Genomic DNA, 19,019 nt, shown 5'->3' with positions numbered 1-19,019 from the left:
CGCACCGAGGGTTTTTGATAAGGGTTATCCGTATGGCCGTTCAAGCACGATAACCTGCCCGGATGCCAGCCGCGCGCGATTTGATCCAAGGACCAACCGCCATGTTGGCCACATCTGCGGCTTCTAGAAAGCTGCCTACCATAGTGCAGCCGGCGGATCCATCACAGATCCGGTTGCGGGTCATCCCTATGCGGCGCCCATCCCAGGCGCATCGCATGTCCGATACCCGAAGCGCCCGATGGGATCATCGCTTACCGCGCAGCGCCGATCGCGCGGCCAAGCCCTTCGGGCACCGGCAGGCCAGCATGCCCCTGCGCAAAACGCGCCAGCGCTTGCTCGATCGCGGCGCTTGGCGGTACCGGTTTCCGGGTGTCGAGGCTGACGTGCAGCAGGAAATGTTCTCCCGTAGCCAGAAGCCTGTCGCCTTCAAACATCTCGTGCCACAGATGCATTTTTTTGCCTTCCCCAAGAATGACGCGGGTGCGGATTGTGATCACAGCACCGGCATGAACCTCGTCGATGTGGCGGATGTGGGTTTCGGCCGTAAAATAGCTGCCCCCTGAGGCGATATAGGCGGCATCACAGCCGATGATCTCCATGAATCGGTCAGTCGCGTCGGCAAAGGCAAGCAGATACCGCGATTCTGTCATGTGCCCATTGTAATCCGTCCAATCGAGCGGCACCGTGCGGTGCGCTGTCATCACCGGCGCATCGGCTGGCAAGTCGGCGGCCCGTGCGCCGTGTTCGGTACCTGCCCGCATTTTTCGCTCTTGCGCATTGATCAGCGCACCCGCGCCCCAGTCCTGTGCCTTGAGACCGCGCATCATGGTAACGAGGTTGGCATCGCGGATGCGCTCAAGTTCGCGGATCGAATGAGCGCCCGACTGCGCGTCCGACTGGCCTGCAATCAGATCGACAAGCTCGTCGGTAAACTCCGGAACATCCATCAGCTTGGTCCATGGCCATTTTAGCGCCGGTCCGAACTGCGCCATGAAATGCTTCATTCCGGCCTCGCCGCCCGCCACGCGGTACGTCTCGAACAGGCCCATCTGCGCCCAGCGGATACCGAAACCGTAACGGATCGCGTTGTCGATCTCTTCGGTTGTGGCGATACCATCCTTGACCAGCCACAATGCCTCGCGCCAGACCGCTTCGAGGAACCGGTCCGCAACATGGGCGTCGATTTCCTTTTTCAGGTGCAGCGGGTGCATCCCCAGCGAAGTCAGAATATCTTTCGCGGTCTCGACCAATGCAGGCGATGCATCGGTCGTCACCAGTTCCACCAGCGGCAGCAGATAGACGGGATTGAACGGATGCGCGACCATGATCTGCTCGGGGCGGGCGGCACCTTGTTGCAACTCCGAGGGCTTGAAGCCGGACGTGGACGAACCGATGACAGCGCCCGCCTTACAGGCGTTCTGGATTTCCGCGAATGTGGCGTGTTTCACGTCAAGACGTTCCGGCACGCTTTCCTGTATCCATGCAGCATCCGCAACGGCTTCCGCGATTGTGTCGTGAAAGCTGATGCTTCCTTCGGCGGGCAAGGCCACGTCGGTCAGACCCGGAAGGGACCGGCGCGCGTTCGCCATTACTTCGCTCACCTTGCGTTTGGCTTGCGCGTCGGGATCGAAGATTTGCACGTCCCATCCATTGAGAGCAAAGCGCGCGGCCCATCCTCCACCGATTACACCGCCGCCTATGATTGCCGCTGTCTTGCTCATTCCATCACCTTCAAGTTGCGCAGGTCGTAGCCGTTAAAATCGAGAATCTCGCGCGCCGCGCGGATCCGGTCACTGCCGCCGGTTGTGGCGCGGTCGAGGATCCAGCCAAACGTACCTTCCGGGTTGCCGACCACCGCCGTGCGAAACCCCTCATCCACCCACAGCACCCAGAACTGCCGCTCTGCCCCGTCCGGCATAACGATCCTGTAGCGCCCCTTGCCAAGACGCTCGGTCGGCAGATCTTCGGCGAAATCGCCGCAATCGCCCGCCGGATCACAGACGAACGCACCGAGTCGCATTTGCAGGCCAGCGGGCGTACCCGTCAGCTTGATCGCCATGCGCCCGAGATCCGGATCAAATCCTGCGCGGACGTACCACAACCCCGCAAACCGTTCCTCGTTGAACCGCGAAGTCACGCCGATCGGCTGCGCCGCGTCGCGGTAGCTGATCGCGGGGATGGGTTTGGGGGGCGGCGGCACGCAGGCCGATACCGCGCACAGCGCAAGCGCGGCCAGTGTTCGTTTCATTTCGGCGCCCGCTTTTGCAGGCCAAGATTTTCGCGCACCTGCGCAGGCCCGATCAATCTGGCTCCCATGCTTTCGATGATCCCCCGCGCGCGTTCGACCAGTTGCCAGTTTTCGGCCAGAACCCCCTTGTCGAGCCACAGGTTGTCTTCGAGGCCGACGCGCACATGGCCCCCCGCCAGCACCGATGCCGCGACATAGGCCATCTGGTTGCGCCCCAGACCAAAGGCCGAGAACGTCCAGTCATCGGGCACGTTGTTCACCATCGCCATGAAGGTATTCAGATCGTCCGGGGCACCCCAGGGTACGCCCATGCACAACTGCACCAACGCAGGGCTGTCGAGCACGCCGTCCTTTACCAGTTGCCTAGCGTACCACAGATGGCCGGTATCGAAGGCCTCTATCTCGGGCTTCACGCCCAGATCGGTCATCATGCGTCCCATAGACACCAACATACCGGGCGTGTTGGTCATCACGTAATCGGATTCGGCAAAGTTCATCGTACCGCAATCCAGCGTGCAAATTTCCGGCCGACATTCGGCAATATGCGCCAACCGTGCACTTGCGCCGATCATATCGGTCGCTGTCTCGTTCAGTTGCATCGGGTTTTCGACGTCACCGAACACGATGTCACCGCCCATCCCCGCCGTGAGGTTCAGCACCACGTCCGTATCGCTGTCACGGATGCGCTCGGTCACTTCGCGGTAGAGTTTCAGATCACGGCTGGGCGCACCGGTTTCGGGATCGCGTACGTGACAATGGACCACCGCCGCCCCCGCCCGCGCCGCCGCAAGGGCGGAATTCGCGATCTGCTCGGGCGAGCGCGGAACGTGGTGGCTGCGGTCCTGCGTCGCACCGGAGCCGGTGACGGCGCAGGTGATGAAGACATCGCGGTTCATGGCAAGTGGCATGTGACTCTCCCTTGGATTTGCCGCGATACTGCGCGAGGGCCGCGGCGATGGCCACTCGAAAAACGGGGGCAGCGCATGCTTTGCGCCGACTCCGCTGGAAAACCGCGCGTCAGTACGGCATCGGGTGGGCACGGTGTGCGGCGTCGATGTCCGCCACGACGTCGTTTGACAGCACCAGATCAGCAGCACCCAGCGATCGCTCGAGTTGCTCCATACTGGTTGCGCCGAAGATCACGCTGGTCATAAAGGGACGGTCCCGCGCCCACGCCAGCGCCATGTGAACGGGATCGAGCGCGTGTTTTTCCGCGACATCGAGATAGGCCTGTACCGCTTCGAAGGCGCGCGGCCCCTTTCGCCCGCCCAGATCCTTATTGAGCGACAGGCGCGATCCATCGGGCACTGCACCGTTCTGATACTTGCCCGTCAACAGGCCCGCGGCGAGCGGCGAAAAGGACAGCATCCCGATATCCTCATGATGGCAGGTCTCTGCCACATCCGTATCCGCAAGCCGGCACATCAGCGAATACTCGTTCTGCACGGTTGCTATGCGTGGACCGCATGTGCGCCCGGCGGCATCGGCCCATTGCGTCAGCCCCCATGCGCTCTCGTTGCTCATGCCGAAGGCGCGGATGCGCCCCCGCTCCACCTCTTCTTGCAAGGCGTTCAAACATTCCTCCATGTTCGCGATCGTTTCCGCACGGTTCTGGTCGCTCGGATCATAGGTCCAGTTCTTGCGGAACATATAGCTTCCGCGGTTCGGCCAGTGAAACTGGTAGAGATCTATATAGTCCGTCCTGAGCCGGTCGAGCGAGCCCTGAACCGTCGCGTGGATCGTCTTGGCGCTGATCGGCGCGCCATCCCGTGCCGCCGACCCCTCGCCCGAATGCTTGGTCGCAAGCACAACATCCTTGCGTCGCCCGGACGCGGCAAACCAGTCGCCGATGATCTCTTCGGTCCGGCCAATCGTCTCGGCGCTGTTCGGGTTCACCGGATACATCTCGGCGGTGTCGATGAAATTGATCCCGGCCTCCAGTGCGCGGTCGATCTGTGCGTGGCCTTCCTCGGCGGTGTTCTGCGTACCCCAGGTCATCGAGCCGAGGCACAGCGCCGAAACCTCGATGCCGGTGCGCCCCAGTGTATTCATTCTCATTTCACGGTCCTCTTCCAGATTCGGCGCCAAATTATGGCAGACCCCGCGCACCGCAAGCGCAATCACCGAATAATGTCAAAAAACGCCATTTGCCGTCGGAACGGGCTATATTTCCGCGCCGAACCCGCGCATTTAGTAACCATGCGGATGATTATCTCCTTTGCGGCATTGTTTTTTTCGGTCGTTCTATTGCAACTGTCATCGGGGGGCGTCGGCCCGCTGGACGTTCTGTCGGGCACTGCGCTGGGCTTTTCACGCCAACAGATCGGTCTTCTGGGATCGGCGCATTTCTTCGGGTTTTTCATCGGCTGCTGGTTCGCACCGCGCCTGATGGGCAGCGTCGGCCACAGCCGCGCCTTCGCCGCCTTCACGGCGGCAGGCAGCATTGGATTGCTTGCGCATATGATGGTGATAGACCCTTACGCATGGGCGCTGATGCGGGTGGCATCGGGTCTGTGCGTGGCGGGCTGTTTCACGGTGGTCGAGGCGTGGCTTCAGGCAAAGGTCACGAACGAGACGCGCGGGCGTGCGATGGGCACCTACCGGATGATGGACATGACCGGCAGTCTGGGCGCGCAGATGCTGATCGGGTTTCTCGCTCCGGCGAGCTATGTCTCTTACAACCTGCTGGCCATCCTGTGCTGTGCGGCGCTGCTGCCGATCACCCTGTCGAAAACCACGCAGCCCGATACACCGAAGTCACCACGCCTGCGTCCGGGTCTGGCCTACGAACGCTCCCCACTTGCCGCCGCCGGCGTGATCGTCGCCGCGCTGTCCAGCGCGTCGTTCCGAATGGTCGGCCCGATCTACGGACAGGAAGTCGGCCTGACCGCGCCGCAGATCGCCTATTTTCTGGGTGCGTTCGTCGTCGGGGGTGCGCTGGCGCAAATCCCCGTCGGCTGGATCGCGGACAAGTACGACCGCCGCAAGGTGCTGATCTGGCTGTCGGTCGCCGCGATCGCAAGTTGCGGCGTCACGGTGGGTGCCGCCGGTCTGGGCGTCACAGGCATCCTGCTCGCGTCTGCGCTTTTCGGGTTGACCACCTTTCCGATCTATTCCGTCGCCGCCGCCCACGCCCATGATTTCGCAAGCTCGGAAGAGCGGGTCGAATTGTCCGCCGCGCTGATGTTCTGGTTCGCCATGGGGGCGATCGCGGCCCCCTATGTCGCATCGGTGCTGATCGATACCTATGGTCCCGAGGCGCTGTTTGCTATGCTGGCGGCAGGGCACGCGGTGCTAATCGTGTTTGGCATCGCGCGGATGCGTGCGCGTCCGACCAAGGAACGGCGCACCCCGTTCGTGTTCGTACCGCGCACCTCTTTCCTGGTCGGGCGGCTGTTCCGGCGCGACAGGGACAAGCCCCTCGAGCGCGAGAGCGGCACCGCGCCGCGCGACGCTGATTGATCCTTTGACGCACGCGGGGTATGTGGAACTCCTATCCAAGGAAAGACCGACATGGCCCGCCACCTCATCACCTCCGCGATCCCCTATATCAACGGGATCAAGCATCTCGGCAACCTCGTCGGCAGCCAGTTGCCTGCCGATCTGTATGCCCGCTACCAGCGCCAGCGCGGTGCCGAGGTGTTGTTCCTGTGTGCGACGGACGAACACGGCACCCCCGCCGAACTTGCCGCCGCCAAAGCGGGCAAGCCGGTGGCGGAATACTGCACCGAGATGCATGACGTGCAGGCGCGCATCGCGGAAGGCTTCGGGCTTTCGTTCGATCATTTCGGGCGCTCTTCCAGCATCCAAAACCAGAAGCTCACCCAGCATTTTGCCGGTGTGCTCGCGGATCGCGGATTGATCGAGGAAGTCGAACAGCGCCAGATCTATTCCGAGACGGATGGCCGTTTCCTGCCCGACCGGTATGTCGAGGGGACGTGCCCCAACTGCGGGTTCGAAGATGCACGCGGCGATCAGTGCGACAACTGCACCAAACAGCTAGACCCAGAAGACCTCATCAACCCGCGCTCGACCGTATCGGGTGCCACCGATCTGGAAATGCGCGCGACCAAGCATCTGTTTCTCAAGCAGAGCGGTCTCAAAGACAAACTGGATGCGTGGATCGACTCCAAGACCGATTGGCCCGTTCTGACCACTTCCATCGCCAAAAAATGGTTGCACGACGGCGACGGTTTGCAGGATCGGGGTATCACCCGCGATCTCAGCTGGGGCGTGCCGGTCAAACGCGGTGATGAAGACTGGCCGGGCATGGAGGGCAAGGTTTTCTATGTCTGGTTCGATGCGCCCATCGAATACATCGCCTGCGCGCAAGAATGGGTGGATGCAGGCAAAGGCGACGACTGGGAGCGTTGGTGGCGCACCGACAAGGGCGCGGACGACGTGCGCTATACCCAGTTCATGGGCAAGGACAACGTGCCGTTTCACACGCTCAGCTTCCCGGCCACGATCATGGGTTCGGGCGAGCCGTGGAAGCTGGTCGATTACATCAAGTCATTCAACTATCTGAACTACGACGGCGGCCAGTTTTCCACATCGCGCGGGCGCGGTGTGTTCATGGATCAGGCGCTCGAGATTCTACCCGCCGATTACTGGCGCTGGTGGCTGCTGAGCCACGCGCCCGAGACCTCGGACGCCGAATTCACCTGGGAGAATTTCCAATCATCGGTGAACAAGGATCTGGCGGATGTGCTCGGCAACTTCGTTAGCCGTATCACGAAATTCTGCCGCTCGAAATTCGGCGAGGCGGTGCCCGAAGCGGGGGAATACGGCGAGGCGGAACACGCCCTCATCGCCGACATCACCGCGCGGGTTGCCCGCTATGGCGAGCAGATGGATGCGATGGAAGTGCGCAAATCCGCCGCCGAGCTGCGCGCGATCTGGGCTGCGGGCAACGAATACCTCCAGGCGCAGGCACCGTGGACGACGTTCAAGACCGACCCGGACCGCGCAGCAGCGCAAGTGCGCCTGGCCCTCAATCTCATTCCGCTTTACGCGACACTTGCCGCGCCCTTCATACCGGATGCTGCGGAGAAAATGCTGGCCGGGATGAAGATCACCGATGCCAGCTGGCCCGACGACGTGGGTTCCGCGGTCGCGCAACTGCCTGCAGGGCATGTGTTCGAGGTCCCCGAAGTTCTGTTTGCCAAAATCACGGACGAGCAGCGCGAAGAGTGGGAAGGCCGGTTCGCGGGGAATCGCGACTGACGCGGTACATGTCACGCCCAGATACCTGATGGTGCTCCTACTTTGCGCATCCAGATCCGGTGTGACTCTTTTAATCTTCACCCGGTGGACGGCATAGAAGCGCGCTTCAGCAGTGCTGTAGTTGATGAGGCATCGATGGTGCGGGCGGTGGGACTCGAACCCACACGGGCACAGGGCCCAACAGATTTTAAGTCTGGTATGTCTACCATTCCATCACGCCCGCAGCAGGCGTTGCCGTCACAGGCCCGTCCCGGGATGTTGAGCCCCGAAGCAGCTTGCCTACAGCAACATCATTTGCGTATTCACTTTTTCGCACAGGCACAAGACGTTCAAACCGCCGACTTGTCCAGGGCCAAGGATCTTCAGCGTTATTCTGTGCGCGGTCTGCGCCAGGGGCGAGCGGTCAGATGTCTTCTCCGACAGGACCCAGCGGGGCACCTTTCGCAAGCAGAGCCGCTTCGGACAGCCACGGATTGTTCGCGACCGCTGCGAGCATCTGCGCGCGTGCTTCTTCGGTACGGCCCATCTGCATCAGTGTCAGCCCTCTGCCCGACTGTGCCGCCACATGATGCGGCTGAAGTGCAAGGGCGCGGTCCAGGTCTTCGAGCGCCGCTGCGTAGTTCTCCCGAAGGTAGTTAATGTATGCACGCTGGTTCCAACCTTCCGCGTAGTCGGGGCAGTATTCGGTCAGCCGTGTAAATTCCTGATACGCACCCTGAAAATCATAGCTGTCTCGCCGCGACATACCCCTGTCGAGTACCGCTTGCGCCGCTTCGTCGGGTGCGCGCAGCCAAACCTGCCACATCTCGTTCGATATCCCGCGCCCTTCCCGCAAATCCGGGGCGTCGTTCGCACGCGCGATCAGATCCTGCATCTCGGCGCTGACGTCCGCCGGCGCGGGACAGTCGGCGGCAAAAGCAGGCGTCAGGACGGGGACGATCACAAGGGCCATGGTGAACAAGATACGCATGGTATCAAGAATGGTGTGAATTGCCCCCAGGTCAAGGTACGCAGGTCGCTATGATCCTTCGGACAACATGACCTCTTTGACAGCTTCCATCGCGACGTAGGTAGATGTTGAGCTGACATGCGGCAGCGCCGATATCGTATCGCCCAGAAACGCGCGGTAGCTCGACATGTCGCGGGTGCGCACCTTGAGCAAATAATCGAAACTGCCGGCGATCATATGCGCCTGCTCGATCTGCGGCACGAGCGCCACGGCCGCATTGAACGCGCTCAGGGTCGGCGCACGCGTATCGGTCAACCGCACCTCGACGAACGCCACATGATCCAGCCCCAACCGGATGGGATTAAGCATCGCGCGGTAGCCCACGATGACACCGGAGTCTTCGAGCCTGCGCAACCGCGCCTGCGTCGGCGATTTCGACAAGCCGATGCATTTGGCCAGATCGGTTATGCTGATCCTGCCATCCTGTGCCAGCGTGGCGAGGATCGCATGATCGAACCGGTCGAGATCGGAAATGTTGTCAGCCATGATTTCCCCAGTTAATTGAATTTGCCACCCGATCACCGACAGCACCTCGCGCAACATGCCTCCAAAACATAGGTTGCACTAGCCAAATCTCCGGCACGGCATGTACGCAAAGGAACGTGTCGCGCGCGGCGTTACAACGCGATGCAGTTTGCGTCTACGTGTCAGGACGCTGGCGCGCGCGATGCAACTTCGACTGCCCGTGCAACCGCAAGTGCGGGCGCGCACAGAACCGGCACGCCTGCATCGCGCAGGAACGCAGCGGCGCCGGCCATCGACGCCTGCGCCAGAACGATGCAATCAAAGGTCCTGTCCGTGGTCGCCTGTTGCACTTGCCGTGCCACCGCCGCCGCAAAGGCACCGGTGTCGCTGGCCTCGAACAGCGGCCACGCGGCGGCACAATCGATGATCTGCGGCCTGACGGAACAATCCGCCGCCGCCGCACAGGTCACAAGCAGACCGAGCGTGGCGGCGCGCGTGCTGTCGAGACACAGGGCAACCCCGACCCGCGGGCCAAGCGCCACGGCCGCTTCCATCAACGGAATGTCGATGCGCACCACACGCGAATGCAGCGGCACGACGGGTCCGAGCGTCGAACAGGTGCAGACGACGGCATCTGCGCCCTCCTGGATGGCGGCGAGGATCAAGGACCGGGTGCGCGTCCGGACGGCGTCGGCACCGGAGCACCGAGCATCGGCCAACAGGTCGGGCGCAACAAGATGGCGCAGCACTGCGTGAGGAGCCGCCGCCTGTGCCAAAGCGTCGAATGTCGCCTCATGAACGGACGCCGTGTGTAAAAAAGTGATTTGCATCGACTTTCGCTCTTTCCGGCGCATTTGGGTGATTGACCTGCCCCCGCGCTTGGCAGAGCCTAGCCGCAATGTTTCCCATACGCGATCATAACCCGTCGGGGCGTATCCCTTTCGTGACCTACGCTCTGATCGCGTTCAACGTCGGCATATATCTCAGCACGCTGCCGATTGCGCAGAATGATGCGGCGCTTGGCCAGTTGTATTACAACTACGCTCTGGTGCCGCGCCTGTTCATGGAGGGCGACGGCTATTCTGGTCTTATCACCTCGATGTTCCTGCATGGCGGTCTGTTGCATCTGGCGGGGAACATGCTGTTTTTATGGATCTTCGGCGACAACGTCGAGGGCGAGATGGGGCATGTCGGATTTCTGGGATTTTACCTGCTGTGCGGCGTGATCGCGGGTCTGGCACAGGTGGCCAGCGGGCCTGCGTCGGCGGTGCCGATGGTCGGAGCGTCCGGTGCGATTGCCGGTGTGATGGGGGGGTACCTGTTGCTCTTCCCCAAGGCGAGAGTCGATATTCTACTGTTCTTCATCGTATTTTTCCGGGTTATTCCAATTCCGTCCTGGATCATGCTGATGCTGTGGTTTGCGTTGCAGTTCATCGGAGGTGTCGGCGCCGATCCGACAGCGGGCGGCGTGGCCTATTGGGCGCATGCCGGCGGGTTCGTTGCGGGATTGCTTCTGACCGTGCCGCTCTGGCTGCGCCGCGGCGGGCCCGCGTTCTGGCAGGCGACTGACGGACATCCGCCACATCCCCAAGCGTCCTATCCACCGCCGCTGCCAAGCTCGATCCCGAAAGTGCGCCGAAAATGAACGACCAAAGCACCACCATCACAGCGACATGCCACTGCGGTGCGGTTCGCCTGACCGCGACGGCACCCTACGGATTGTCGGATGCGGCACGTTGTTCATGCAGCTTTTGCCGCCGCAGGCAGGCCGCCGCTGTCACTGCGCGGACCGACAGCCTGAGCGTCACACACGGTGCAGACAATCTGCAACGCTACAGTTGGGGGACCCATACGGCAAAGCACTACTTCTGCAAGACCTGTGGCATCTACATGTACCACCAGCGCCGGTCGGATCCAGCAGAATGCGGTGTCAATCTGGGATGTATCGAAGGGGTGAACGTGTGGGAGCATGAGCCGGTCCGCTGGACCGACGGCATCAACCACGTGAGCGACCGGACGTAGGCAATCGCAGCCTAGCCGCGCACGACCTTCGCGAAAGTCGAAAAGATCGCTTCGTTCGCTGCCACGATTTCACCATCCGCCAGAATGTCGCCCTGGGGTTTGATCGGCTCGACTAGTCCGCCGGCTTCCTTCACGATAATGATACCCGCCGCGAGATCCCAGGCATTCAGCCGCCGCTCCCAATAGCCGTCGTAGCGGCCCGCCGCAACATAGGCGAGGTCAAGAGCCGCCGACCCCCAGCGCCGCACGCCCGCGCACACAGGCGCCAGCCGCGCAATATCCTGCAGCGTCGCGGGCAGATCAGACCGCCCGCCGAAGGGAATGCCAGTCGCAAAGATCGCTTCGATCATACGGCTGCGCCCTGATACGCGCAGACGGCTTTCGTTCATCCATGCGCCCGCGCCCTTCTCGGCAAAGAACATCTCGTCCTTGGCCACGTCGAATACGACGCCGGCCACGACCTGTCCCTTGTGTTCCAGTGCGATCGAGATCGCCCAATGTGGCAAGCCGTGGAGAAAATTCGTCGTCCCGTCGAGGGGGTCGACGATCCAGCGGCGCGTAGGGTCCTCGCCCTCCTGCCCGCCGCCCTCTTCGGCCAGCCAGCCATAGGTCGGACGCGCGGTCATCAACTCCTGCTTGAGCGTTTTTTCGACGGCGATATCGGCACGGCTCACAAAATCGCCGGCACCTTTCATGGACACCTGAAGGTTCTCCACTTCGCGGAAATCCTTGACCAAGGCACGGCCCGCCTTGCGCGCGGCCTTGATCATGATGTTGAGATTTGCACTGCCTACCATTGCTGACGGCCTTTCTGACTGGAACAGCGTTCTCTTAGGCGCTGAAGCCGCGAATGCCAAGGGGCCGAATGGCTGCCGCATCTTGACGCGGCGTGGCCCTTGTACCGCGGCACAACTGCGATACGGTAAGTGAATGTTCAAAAGGAGGACCCCATGTCAGACACGATGAAACAGATCGTACTTGCCAGCCGCCCCGACGGAGCGCCAAGCGCCGACAACTTCCGCCTCGAAGAGGCCGCCGTGCCAACGCCGGGCGATGGCGAAGTGCTGGTGCGGGTGCATTACATGTCACTCGACCCCTACATGCGCGGACGGATGGACGACGCGAAATCCTACGCCGCCCCCGTGCCGATCGACGGCAAGATGGAAGGTGCTGCGGTGGGCGAAATCATCGAATCAAAGGCCGATGGGTTCGAGGTCGGCGAATTCGTGATGGGCGGTTTCGGCTGGGCCACGCACGCTGTCGCTCCCACCGCCGGTCTGGCCAAGGTCGATCCTGACACCGCACCGATCACCTATTCGCTGGGTGTTCTAGGCATGCCTGGTTTTACCGGCTGGTTCGGTCTGACGGAATATGGCCGTCCGAAAGAAGGCGAGACGCTCGTCGTTGCGGCTGCCACCGGCCCTGTCGGGTCGATGGTCGGTCAGGTGGCGAAATCGTTGGGTCTGCGGGTCGTCGGCATCGCAGGCGGGCCAGAGAAGTGCAAACTTGCCGTCGACCACTTCGGCTTCGACGCCTGTCTTGATCACCACGCCTACGATGATGCCGGTTCCTTGCGCAAGGCACTGAAGGAAGAATGCCCGAAAGGCATCGACATCTATTTCGAGAACGTCGGTGGCAAGGTGTTGGAAGCGGTGCTTCCGATGATGAACCAGCACGGACGCATTCCGATTTGCGGCATGATCGCGTGGTACAACGAAGGCGGTCTAGGCGCGAACGCGGCAGAACAAACGCTGACCGGTCCAAAGTTGTGGCGCACGATCCTCGTCAATTTCCTCAGTGTGAATGGCTTCATCATCTCGAACCACTGGAACCGTATCGGCGAGTTCCATAAAGCCATTGCGCCCAAGATCGCGGATGGGTCCATCGCGGTGCAGGAAGACATTACCGAAGGGCTGGAAAACGCGCCCGAAGCCTTCATCAAGCTTTTGACCGGCGGCAACACCGGCAAGGCGATTGTCAAATTGATCTGATGATCACGCGAGGGGCGCCGGTGTGGTGCCCCTCGCCCTCTACCTACACCGCCTGAAGCTTGCGCGCTTCGCGACCGGCAAGCTGTAAAAGCTCCTGCATATAGGGCTTTTCGCGGTCCTCGCTTCGGATCGCAGCATAGAGGCGGCGCGTAATGCCGTCCTGCGTCAGTGGTCTGGTGATATAATCGGACGAATACTTCACCTCGCGCACCACCCAATCGGGCAGGACGGAAACGCCGCGATTTGACGCAACGAGCAGGAGGATCACGGCCGTCAGTTCCACCTGTCGAATTGACGCCGGCTCGACCTTTGCCGGGATGAGCAGTTGGCTGAACACGTCCAGCCGCGTGCGCTCTACCGGATAGGTAATCAGGGTCTGGCCGCGAAAATCCTCTGCCTCGATGAATTCCTTACGGGCCAGCGGATGCTGCTGCGCCGCGACAAAAACTGCCTGATAGTCGAACAGTTCGATGAACTCGACGCCAGCAATTGTTTCGGGATCGGACGAAATCACCAGATCAACCTCTTCGCGCAAGAGCGCAGGCAAAGCATCGAAAGCGAGGCCGGGGCGGATATCGACATCCACCTCGCCAAAGCTGCGGCGGAATTGTTCGAGAACCGGAAACAACCATTCAAAACAGGCGTGACATTCGATCGCGATGTGCATGCGCCCGGTGCTGCCCGCACGCAGTCCGGAAAACTCGTCTTGCAACGCCTGCACCTGCGGCAGCACCTGCTGCGCCAGCTTCAGCAGACGATGCCCTGCCGGCGACAACTTGAGCGGTTTTGAACGGCGCACGAACAGCTCGACGCCCGCCTGTTCCTCCAGTCCCTTCACCTGATGGCTCAGTGCCGATTGGGTGATATTCATGATCTCTGCGGCCCGCGCCAGACCGCCTGCCTCGTGGATCGCCTTTATCGTGCGCAGGTGCCGGAACTCGATGTGCATATGAGGCATTACTCATGTTGAAGATGAAAGTTATGAATTTGTCTCACAAGAGCCTTTATGCGACAAGTAGCGAAATGAACAAGGATGATCCCCGATGACCACGCCCGCCGTCTCTTTTGAAGTGTTTCCGCCCAAGACCGTCGATGCCGCGTTCAAATTGTGGGACACGGCACAGGCGCTCGCCCCTCTGGCACCGCGCTTTTTCTCTGTTACCTACGGTGCGGGCGGCTCCACCCGCGATCTGACGCATGATGCGGCCCATGTTCTGCGCCGCACGTCCAAGCTGCCGGTCTCGGCGCATCTCACCTGCGTGGGGGCGAGCGTGCAGGAAACGATGGATGTGGCGGAGCGTTTTGCCGAAGCGGGCGTGACAGATATCGTAGCACTGCGCGGCGATCCGCAGGCCGGAAGCGACCGGTTCGTAGCACATTCCGAAGGCTTCGCCAATTCGGTCGAGCTGATCGAAGCGCTCGCCCTGCTTGATAAATTCACCATCCGGGTCGGCGCCTATCCGGACAGCCACCCCGAAGCGGCGAGCCAGCACGCGAATATCCAGTATCTCAAACGCAAATTCGATGCCGGTGCAGCCGAGGCGATCACCCAGTTCTTCTTCGAGCCCGAAAGCTATCTGCGGTTCCGCGATCAATGCGCCGCGGCCGGTATCGACAAACCGATTGTACCGGGCATCCTGCCGGTGACCAACTGGACCTCGGCCCGCAAGTTCGCGGATAGCTGCGGCGCAAAGATCCCCGCGTGGGTCGACGAAGCCTACCGCGCCGCGCAGCGCGATGGCCGCACCGAGCTTCTGTCGACAGCCCTGTGTACCGAATTGTGCAGTACACTTGTCGATGAAGGTGTCGATGCGTTGCATTTCTACACCCTTAATCGCCCCGATCTCACCCGAAACGTCTGTCGGGCCTTGGGCGTCACGACCCAGAACAGCATTGCGAACGTAGCGTAAGGGCTTGCCCGCAAAACCGGAAGGGCTCTAGCCTGCGCTGAACCGCAAACTGGAGCCCTTTTCATGCCGTCTATAGCCACCTCGCCCGAAGAGCTTTTGAGCAACGAAGAAGCACTGTCGCTCTCGGGTCTCGAATTCATGCAAAAGATACTGGATGGGACCAATCCGGGGCCGCCGATCGGTGCCACGTTGGGATATCGAATTCACAGCGTCGAAGACGGCATATGCGTGTTCCGCGGCGCGCCGGAATTCAATGTGACGAACCCGTTGGGAACCGTGCACGGCGGCTGGTACGGCACCTTGCTGGATTCCGCAATGGCCTGTGCTGTGATGACGAAGGTGCCACGCGGGTCGGTCTACACGACTCTGGAATACAAGGTGAATATTCTTCGCCCGATCCCTTTGGGTATGCAGATCGAGTGTATCGGCCAAAGCGATCACGTCGGACGCTCTACCGGCGTCGCCCACGGGGAAATCCGAGGTGTCGACAACGGCAAGCTTTATGCAACGGGCTCCACGACATGCATTGTGATGAAGATCGCCTGACCCTCGTCTCACTCCACGCGGCGGAGACGGCACCTATGTCCGCGCGGCGAGCCGCGCGGCAGATTTAACCCGTCCCTGAGCGTCCTGCACGGAATCGTGGATCCGTTCCGAGCGGTCGTGCCCCATCACACGCCGGCGTCTTGTGATGAACATGCGGCCCCAGCCTGCCCAGGTACCGATAGAGGGCGCGTTAACATCCTGCGGGAACCTTTCGCGCCATCCTTCCGGCAGTGGCAACCCTACTTCTTCGGCACGGTCAAGCATCCAGACGAGCGGGATATTGGCCAGTGGCCGTGATGCATGCCGCCCGCCGAGTTGCCCGCCGATGTCGCCGTGCGTCCCACGAAACCAGACCTGCTCGACCCGCTGCGGCCCCGCGACATCGCAATCCCATAGCAACGGCCGATACACGAAACGCGTCTCGTCCAGTGCAAGCGCATGAAAACCGTGTTTCACATCGCGCGCCAGGTTATGGTTGTGGAAGGCATGGCGCGCGGTGCTGAGCCGCCACAAGAAAGGCATATTGATACCCAGTGATTTGACCGTGTCATAGGCCCCGATCATTTCGATCGGGACACTCTTGCGGCAATACCGCGCTGCGAAGGTGCGCGAGGCGGGACTGTCGGGAGCACCTTCATAATGACGGTACGCTTGCAGTATGTTGCGTTCCGTTGCGTGCCGCGCCTCAAGCAGGCCGATCCGGTCGATGATCCCGGCAAGGGATCGCGCCGCAAATGCACCCCGCGAATATCCGATCAATATGATGCGATCCCCGTCGTGATAGCGCGATGCGAGGTAGCCGTAGCTTCGCCTGATCTGGCCGTTGATGCCCTTTCCCGCGACAACCGCATGAAACCTCGCCCACTCCTGCCATTGCAGACCCGGTTCGTAAAAGATGGAAACCTGCGACCCCATTTCCTGCACCAGCCGGTAGGTAAGTCCCACATTCGTCTCCATCCCCGGCACGAGCGATGACATCGTTCCGTCAAGCAGGATGACGTGGGTTTGGGAGCCCCGGCGCGGACCGAAATCCGTGCCGGGACGGGTCCAGAGGCGACCGAATAACCGTCTCAGCAGCGACCTTACATCTCTCTTATTCTGCGGCGATGGCTTCACCCTGCAAAAGCTCCCATACCCGGTGCGGTGTAAACGGCATATCTGACTGTCGAACCCCCCGATCCCACAACGCGTCCTGAACGGCGTTCGATACCGCCGCGAGTGACCCTACGGTGCCGGCTTCGCCACATCCCTTCATGCCCATCACATTCGCGGTCGAGGGCACAGGCTCGCTGTTGAAGGCGATAAATGGAACATCCGCGGCGCGCGGCATCGCATAATCCATAAAAGAAGCGGTCAGCAGCTGCCCGTCCGCGTCATAGACCACCCGCTCCTGAACCGCCTGCCCGATGCCCTGCACTACCCCGCCGTGCACTTGACCTTCGGCCAGCAAGGGGTTGATCAGATTGCCGAAATCGTCCACGACGGTATAGCGGTCGATAGTCACGATACCCGTTTCCGGATCGATGACCACCTCGCACATGTGTGCGCCGTTGGGGAAACTGCGCGCTTCCAGCGCCGCGCGGGCCTTGTGCGTCAGCAAATCCTCACGGCCTTTGTCGCGCGCTAACTGTGCGACTTCAAGCATGGTCGGCGTGAGGTTCGATCCCTCGGCACGAAAGCGTTCGTCGTCAAATCCGATCTCCATCGCGGGCACGCCCATCTCATCCGCCAGAAACCCCGTGAACTGTTCGACCATCGCGGCCACGGTCGCCAACGTCGCGTTGTTCTGCGTGGTAACAGACCGCGACCCGCCGGTCCCGCCACCCTTCGCGATCAAATCGCTGTCCCCCTGAACCACGCGTATCGCGTCCATCGGGATGCCGCTCTGATCACTCAGGAATTTGGCATAAACCGTCTCGTGCCCCTGCCCGCCCGATTGGGTTCCGACCCGAATATCCACGGTTCCATCTTCGTTGAAGATGACCTGTGCCCCTTCACTGGGGTCGCCTAGAATGGATTCGACATAATAGCAAAGACCCTGCCCCCGCAGCAGTCCACGCTTGGCATCCGAGGCACGGCGGTCCGCGAATCCTGCGGTATCCGCTTCGCGGGCCCCCCGAGTCAGGATCCGATCGAAATCGCCCACGTCATACGTCTCGCCCGTGGCGGTTGTGTAGGGGAATTGTTCAGGCTTGATAAAATTGATCCGGCGCAGCTCGAATGGATCGACGCCCAACTCGCGTGCGGCGCGGTCCATGATCCGCTCCAGTACATAGATCGCCTCGGGCCGCCCCGCGCCACGGTAGGCGTCTACTTGCACGGTGTTGGTATAGTAGCCCTCGACCTGCAGCCATGTGGTCTGAACATCGTAGACACCCATCAGGACCCGACTGAAAAGGGTGGTTTGGATCGGCTGACCGAACTGGCTGTTGTACGCGCCAAGGTTGCATTTCGTACGCACCCGGTAGGCGGTGATCCTGTTGTTCTCGTCAAAGGCAAGCTCCGCCAGCGACGTCAGATCACGCCCGCCATTATCGCTCAGCATTGCCTCGGTCCGGTCCGACATCCAGCGCACCGATCTGCCCAATGCCCGCGCCGCATGAGAAATCAGAAAATATTCATGGTACGCCATGCCCTTCATGCCAAACGCACCGCCTGTATCCGGGTTGGTAACGCGCACGTTTTCCGGGTCCAGGCCGAAAGCACGGACCAGATTATCCTTGTGCACCCAAACGCCCTGACCGTTGTTGGCAAGATGCAGCCGCTTGCCGTCCCATTCCGCGTAGCATCCGCGCGGCTCGATCGAATTCACGATGATCCGGTTGTCGCCCACGTTCAGCGCGACTGTCCGCGCTGCTGCTCTGAACGCCGCTTCGGTGGCCGCTTCGTCCCCCATGCCCCAGTCGAATGCGCGGTTGTCCGGTGCGGCGTCGTGCAAGGTCTCCCCCCCCGGCACCAGATCGACCTTTGCAGGCAGTTCGTCAAATTCCAGGACGATCAGTTCGGCTGCGTCACGCGCCTGCTCGTAGGTTTCGGCTATGACCATGGCCACAGGCTCGCCCACATATCTCAGCTTTCCTTTTGCCAACAATGGGCGCAACGGCTTGGCCGCGTCGCTGCCATCACGGTTCTTCAGTATTGCGTTCGGAAGCGAAATATCAACGCCCGCTTTCTCCAGATCATCACAGGTTATGATCAGGTGCACCCCATCGGCCTCGGACGCATCGCCAACGTCCAGTTCGGAAATCACGGCATGGGCGACCGGAGAACGAAAGACGAACGCGTGCAAAGCATCCTTGGGTGCGATATCGTCGACATAGCGCCCTTTTCCTGTCAGAAACCGCACATCCTCGACCCGCTTGACGGGCTGGCTTTTACCGAACTTTTCCATGAGTATCCTTTCGCCGTTGCCGGCCATTTCTCACTCCGAACACTAACGGCAGAGACATTCTTGTCCAGTCCCTCACGGCAATTTGCACAAGCCCAACGAGCCGGTGCAGACCGATCACCGGGTGTACCTCTATCGGTGCAATTTACAGGGGGACGTTCCCGTTCCGTCGGCCTGCGCCTGCGGCAGGTGCTTGCACGGAGCGAGAACGCCC

At 61.2% G+C, this 19,019-nt stretch carries 18 protein-coding genes and 1 tRNA gene; 7 read left to right on the top strand and 12 right to left on the bottom strand.

The window, feature by feature from the left end; genetic code table 11:
• Positions 1 to 251 precede the first annotated feature (251 nt).
• The 4 genes from Q1A06_RS00615 to Q1A06_RS00600 all read right to left on the bottom strand — a co-directional run bounded on the left by Q1A06_RS00615 (position 252) and on the right by Q1A06_RS00600 (position 4,306).
• Positions 252 to 1,721, bottom strand: coding sequence for a carnitine 3-dehydrogenase (locus Q1A06_RS00615; protein ID WP_299557625.1), 1,470 nt, complete (start codon positions 1,719 to 1,721; stop codon positions 252 to 254).
• Positions 1,718 to 2,248, bottom strand: a complete 531-nt coding sequence (locus Q1A06_RS00610) for a lipocalin family protein (RefSeq protein ID WP_299557623.1) — start codon at positions 2,246 to 2,248, stop codon at positions 1,718 to 1,720. The genes Q1A06_RS00615 and Q1A06_RS00610 overlap by 4 nt, the downstream gene beginning before the upstream one ends.
• On the bottom strand, positions 2,245 to 3,156 hold the full coding sequence (locus tag Q1A06_RS00605) for a 3-keto-5-aminohexanoate cleavage protein (protein WP_299557621.1): 912 nt from the start codon (positions 3,154 to 3,156) through the stop codon (positions 2,245 to 2,247). The genes Q1A06_RS00610 and Q1A06_RS00605 overlap by 4 nt, the downstream gene beginning before the upstream one ends.
• A gap of 109 nt (positions 3,157 to 3,265) precedes the next feature.
• Positions 3,266 to 4,306, bottom strand: a complete 1,041-nt coding sequence (locus Q1A06_RS00600) for an aldo/keto reductase (protein WP_299557619.1) — start codon at positions 4,304 to 4,306, stop codon at positions 3,266 to 3,268.
• A gap of 141 nt (positions 4,307 to 4,447) precedes the next feature.
• Here Q1A06_RS00600 and Q1A06_RS00595 point away from each other — a divergent pair, with 141 nt between their 5' ends.
• The gene (locus tag Q1A06_RS00595; protein WP_299557617.1) at positions 4,448 to 5,710 is read left to right on the top strand and encodes an MFS transporter; all 1,263 of its coding nucleotides are present in this window, start codon (positions 4,448 to 4,450) and stop codon (positions 5,708 to 5,710) included.
• A gap of 51 nt (positions 5,711 to 5,761) precedes the next feature.
• The gene (metG, locus tag Q1A06_RS00590) at positions 5,762 to 7,474 is read left to right on the top strand and encodes a methionine--tRNA ligase (RefSeq protein WP_299557615.1); all 1,713 of its coding nucleotides are present in this window, start codon (positions 5,762 to 5,764) and stop codon (positions 7,472 to 7,474) included.
• A 136-nt stretch (positions 7,475 to 7,610) separates the two neighbouring features.
• On the opposite strand, the gene Q1A06_RS00585 is transcribed toward metG, so the two are convergent.
• From Q1A06_RS00585 to Q1A06_RS00570, 4 genes are all read right to left on the bottom strand, one after another.
• Positions 7,611 to 7,697 (bottom strand) — tRNA-Leu (locus tag Q1A06_RS00585).
• Positions 7,698 to 7,877: 180 nt separating this feature from the next.
• The gene (locus tag Q1A06_RS00580; protein ID WP_299557613.1) at positions 7,878 to 8,444 is read right to left on the bottom strand and encodes a tetratricopeptide repeat protein; all 567 of its coding nucleotides are present in this window, start codon (positions 8,442 to 8,444) and stop codon (positions 7,878 to 7,880) included.
• 48 nt (positions 8,445 to 8,492) lie between these two features.
• On the bottom strand, positions 8,493 to 8,969 hold the full coding sequence (locus Q1A06_RS00575) for an Lrp/AsnC ligand binding domain-containing protein (RefSeq protein ID WP_299557612.1): 477 nt from the start codon (positions 8,967 to 8,969) through the stop codon (positions 8,493 to 8,495).
• Positions 8,970 to 9,130: 161 nt separating this feature from the next.
• Complete coding sequence (locus Q1A06_RS00570) at positions 9,131 to 9,778, bottom strand: hypothetical protein (protein WP_299557611.1); 648 nt, start codon at positions 9,776 to 9,778, stop codon at positions 9,131 to 9,133.
• Between the two features lie 68 nt (positions 9,779 to 9,846).
• Here Q1A06_RS00570 and Q1A06_RS00565 point away from each other — a divergent pair, with 68 nt between their 5' ends.
• Both Q1A06_RS00565 and Q1A06_RS00560 read left to right on the top strand, forming a co-directional pair.
• Positions 9,847 to 10,593: a rhomboid family intramembrane serine protease gene (locus Q1A06_RS00565; protein WP_299557609.1), complete on the top strand. Its 747-nt coding sequence runs from the start codon at positions 9,847 to 9,849 to the stop codon at positions 10,591 to 10,593.
• Positions 10,590 to 10,970 (top strand): GFA family protein, encoded by a 381-nt coding sequence (locus tag Q1A06_RS00560; protein ID WP_299557607.1) that lies wholly within the window; start codon positions 10,590 to 10,592, stop codon positions 10,968 to 10,970. The genes Q1A06_RS00565 and Q1A06_RS00560 overlap by 4 nt, the downstream gene beginning before the upstream one ends.
• 11 nt (positions 10,971 to 10,981) lie before the next feature.
• Here Q1A06_RS00560 and Q1A06_RS00555 read toward each other — a convergent pair whose 3' ends face one another.
• The gene (locus Q1A06_RS00555) at positions 10,982 to 11,767 is read right to left on the bottom strand and encodes an inositol monophosphatase family protein (protein ID WP_299557606.1); all 786 of its coding nucleotides are present in this window, start codon (positions 11,765 to 11,767) and stop codon (positions 10,982 to 10,984) included.
• Between the two features lie 153 nt (positions 11,768 to 11,920).
• Here Q1A06_RS00555 and Q1A06_RS00550 point away from each other — a divergent pair, with 153 nt between their 5' ends.
• Positions 11,921 to 12,961: an NADP-dependent oxidoreductase gene (locus Q1A06_RS00550; RefSeq protein ID WP_299557604.1), complete on the top strand. Its 1,041-nt coding sequence runs from the start codon at positions 11,921 to 11,923 to the stop codon at positions 12,959 to 12,961.
• A 43-nt stretch (positions 12,962 to 13,004) separates the two neighbouring features.
• Here Q1A06_RS00550 and Q1A06_RS00545 read toward each other — a convergent pair whose 3' ends face one another.
• Positions 13,005 to 13,910, bottom strand: a complete 906-nt coding sequence (locus Q1A06_RS00545) for a LysR family transcriptional regulator (RefSeq protein WP_299557602.1) — start codon at positions 13,908 to 13,910, stop codon at positions 13,005 to 13,007.
• Between the two features lie 94 nt (positions 13,911 to 14,004).
• Here Q1A06_RS00545 and metF point away from each other — a divergent pair, with 94 nt between their 5' ends.
• Both metF and Q1A06_RS00535 read left to right on the top strand, forming a co-directional pair.
• Positions 14,005 to 14,871: a methylenetetrahydrofolate reductase [NAD(P)H] gene (metF, locus tag Q1A06_RS00540; protein ID WP_299557600.1), complete on the top strand. Its 867-nt coding sequence runs from the start codon at positions 14,005 to 14,007 to the stop codon at positions 14,869 to 14,871.
• A 63-nt stretch (positions 14,872 to 14,934) separates the two neighbouring features.
• Entirely contained in the window at positions 14,935 to 15,417 is a 483-nt protein-coding gene (locus Q1A06_RS00535) for a PaaI family thioesterase (RefSeq protein WP_299557598.1), read from the top strand.
• Positions 15,418 to 15,450: 33 nt separating this feature from the next.
• Here the strand turns inward: Q1A06_RS00535 and Q1A06_RS00530 are convergent, their stop codons facing one another.
• Positions 15,451 to 16,533 carry a DUF2235 domain-containing protein gene (locus tag Q1A06_RS00530; RefSeq protein WP_366523475.1) on the bottom strand — a complete coding sequence of 361 codons (1,083 nt, stop codon included), beginning with the start codon at positions 16,531 to 16,533 and terminating at the stop codon, positions 15,451 to 15,453.
• Positions 16,511 to 18,808, bottom strand: coding sequence for a xanthine dehydrogenase family protein molybdopterin-binding subunit (locus Q1A06_RS00525; protein ID WP_299557596.1), 2,298 nt, complete (start codon positions 18,806 to 18,808; stop codon positions 16,511 to 16,513). Before Q1A06_RS00525 ends, Q1A06_RS00530 begins: the two co-directional genes overlap by 23 nt.
• Between the last annotated feature and the right edge of the window lie 211 nt (positions 18,809 to 19,019).

It is taken from the genome of uncultured Sulfitobacter sp. (assembly GCF_947497275.1).
In the GTDB taxonomy this organism is placed as follows: domain Bacteria; phylum Pseudomonadota; class Alphaproteobacteria; order Rhodobacterales; family Rhodobacteraceae; genus Sulfitobacter.
Note: the sequence above shows the minus strand (reverse complement) of the source record. Positions and strands in the feature narration are given on the sequence as shown.

Coding starts and splice junctions, on each gene's coding strand:
- Q1A06_RS00535 (WP_299557598.1), top strand. CDS start 14,935: ATGCCGTCTATAGCCACCTCGCCCGAAGAGCTTTTGAGCAACGAAGAA.
- Q1A06_RS00560 (WP_299557607.1), top strand. CDS start 10,590: ATGAACGACCAAAGCACCACCATCACAGCGACATGCCACTGCGGTGCG.
- metF (WP_299557600.1), top strand. CDS start 14,005: ATGACCACGCCCGCCGTCTCTTTTGAAGTGTTTCCGCCCAAGACCGTC.
- Q1A06_RS00555 (WP_299557606.1), bottom strand. CDS start 11,767: ATGGTAGGCAGTGCAAATCTCAACATCATGATCAAGGCCGCGCGCAAG.
- Q1A06_RS00610 (WP_299557623.1), bottom strand. CDS start 2,248: ATGAAACGAACACTGGCCGCGCTTGCGCTGTGCGCGGTATCGGCCTGC.
- Q1A06_RS00550 (WP_299557604.1), top strand. CDS start 11,921: ATGTCAGACACGATGAAACAGATCGTACTTGCCAGCCGCCCCGACGGA.
- Q1A06_RS00595 (WP_299557617.1), top strand. CDS start 4,448: ATGCGGATGATTATCTCCTTTGCGGCATTGTTTTTTTCGGTCGTTCTA.
- Q1A06_RS00600 (WP_299557619.1), bottom strand. CDS start 4,306: ATGAGAATGAATACACTGGGGCGCACCGGCATCGAGGTTTCGGCGCTG.
- Q1A06_RS00545 (WP_299557602.1), bottom strand. CDS start 13,910: ATGCACATCGAGTTCCGGCACCTGCGCACGATAAAGGCGATCCACGAG.
- Q1A06_RS00605 (WP_299557621.1), bottom strand. CDS start 3,156: ATGCCACTTGCCATGAACCGCGATGTCTTCATCACCTGCGCCGTCACC.
- metG (WP_299557615.1), top strand. CDS start 5,762: ATGGCCCGCCACCTCATCACCTCCGCGATCCCCTATATCAACGGGATC.
- Q1A06_RS00580 (WP_299557613.1), bottom strand. CDS start 8,444: ATGCGTATCTTGTTCACCATGGCCCTTGTGATCGTCCCCGTCCTGACG.
- Q1A06_RS00525 (WP_299557596.1), bottom strand. CDS start 18,808: ATGGAAAAGTTCGGTAAAAGCCAGCCCGTCAAGCGGGTCGAGGATGTG.
- Q1A06_RS00575 (WP_299557612.1), bottom strand. CDS start 8,969: ATGGCTGACAACATTTCCGATCTCGACCGGTTCGATCATGCGATCCTC.
- Q1A06_RS00615 (WP_299557625.1), bottom strand. CDS start 1,721: ATGAGCAAGACAGCGGCAATCATAGGCGGCGGTGTAATCGGTGGAGGA.
- Q1A06_RS00570 (WP_299557611.1), bottom strand. CDS start 9,778: ATGCAAATCACTTTTTTACACACGGCGTCCGTTCATGAGGCGACATTC.
- Q1A06_RS00565 (WP_299557609.1), top strand. CDS start 9,847: ATGTTTCCCATACGCGATCATAACCCGTCGGGGCGTATCCCTTTCGTG.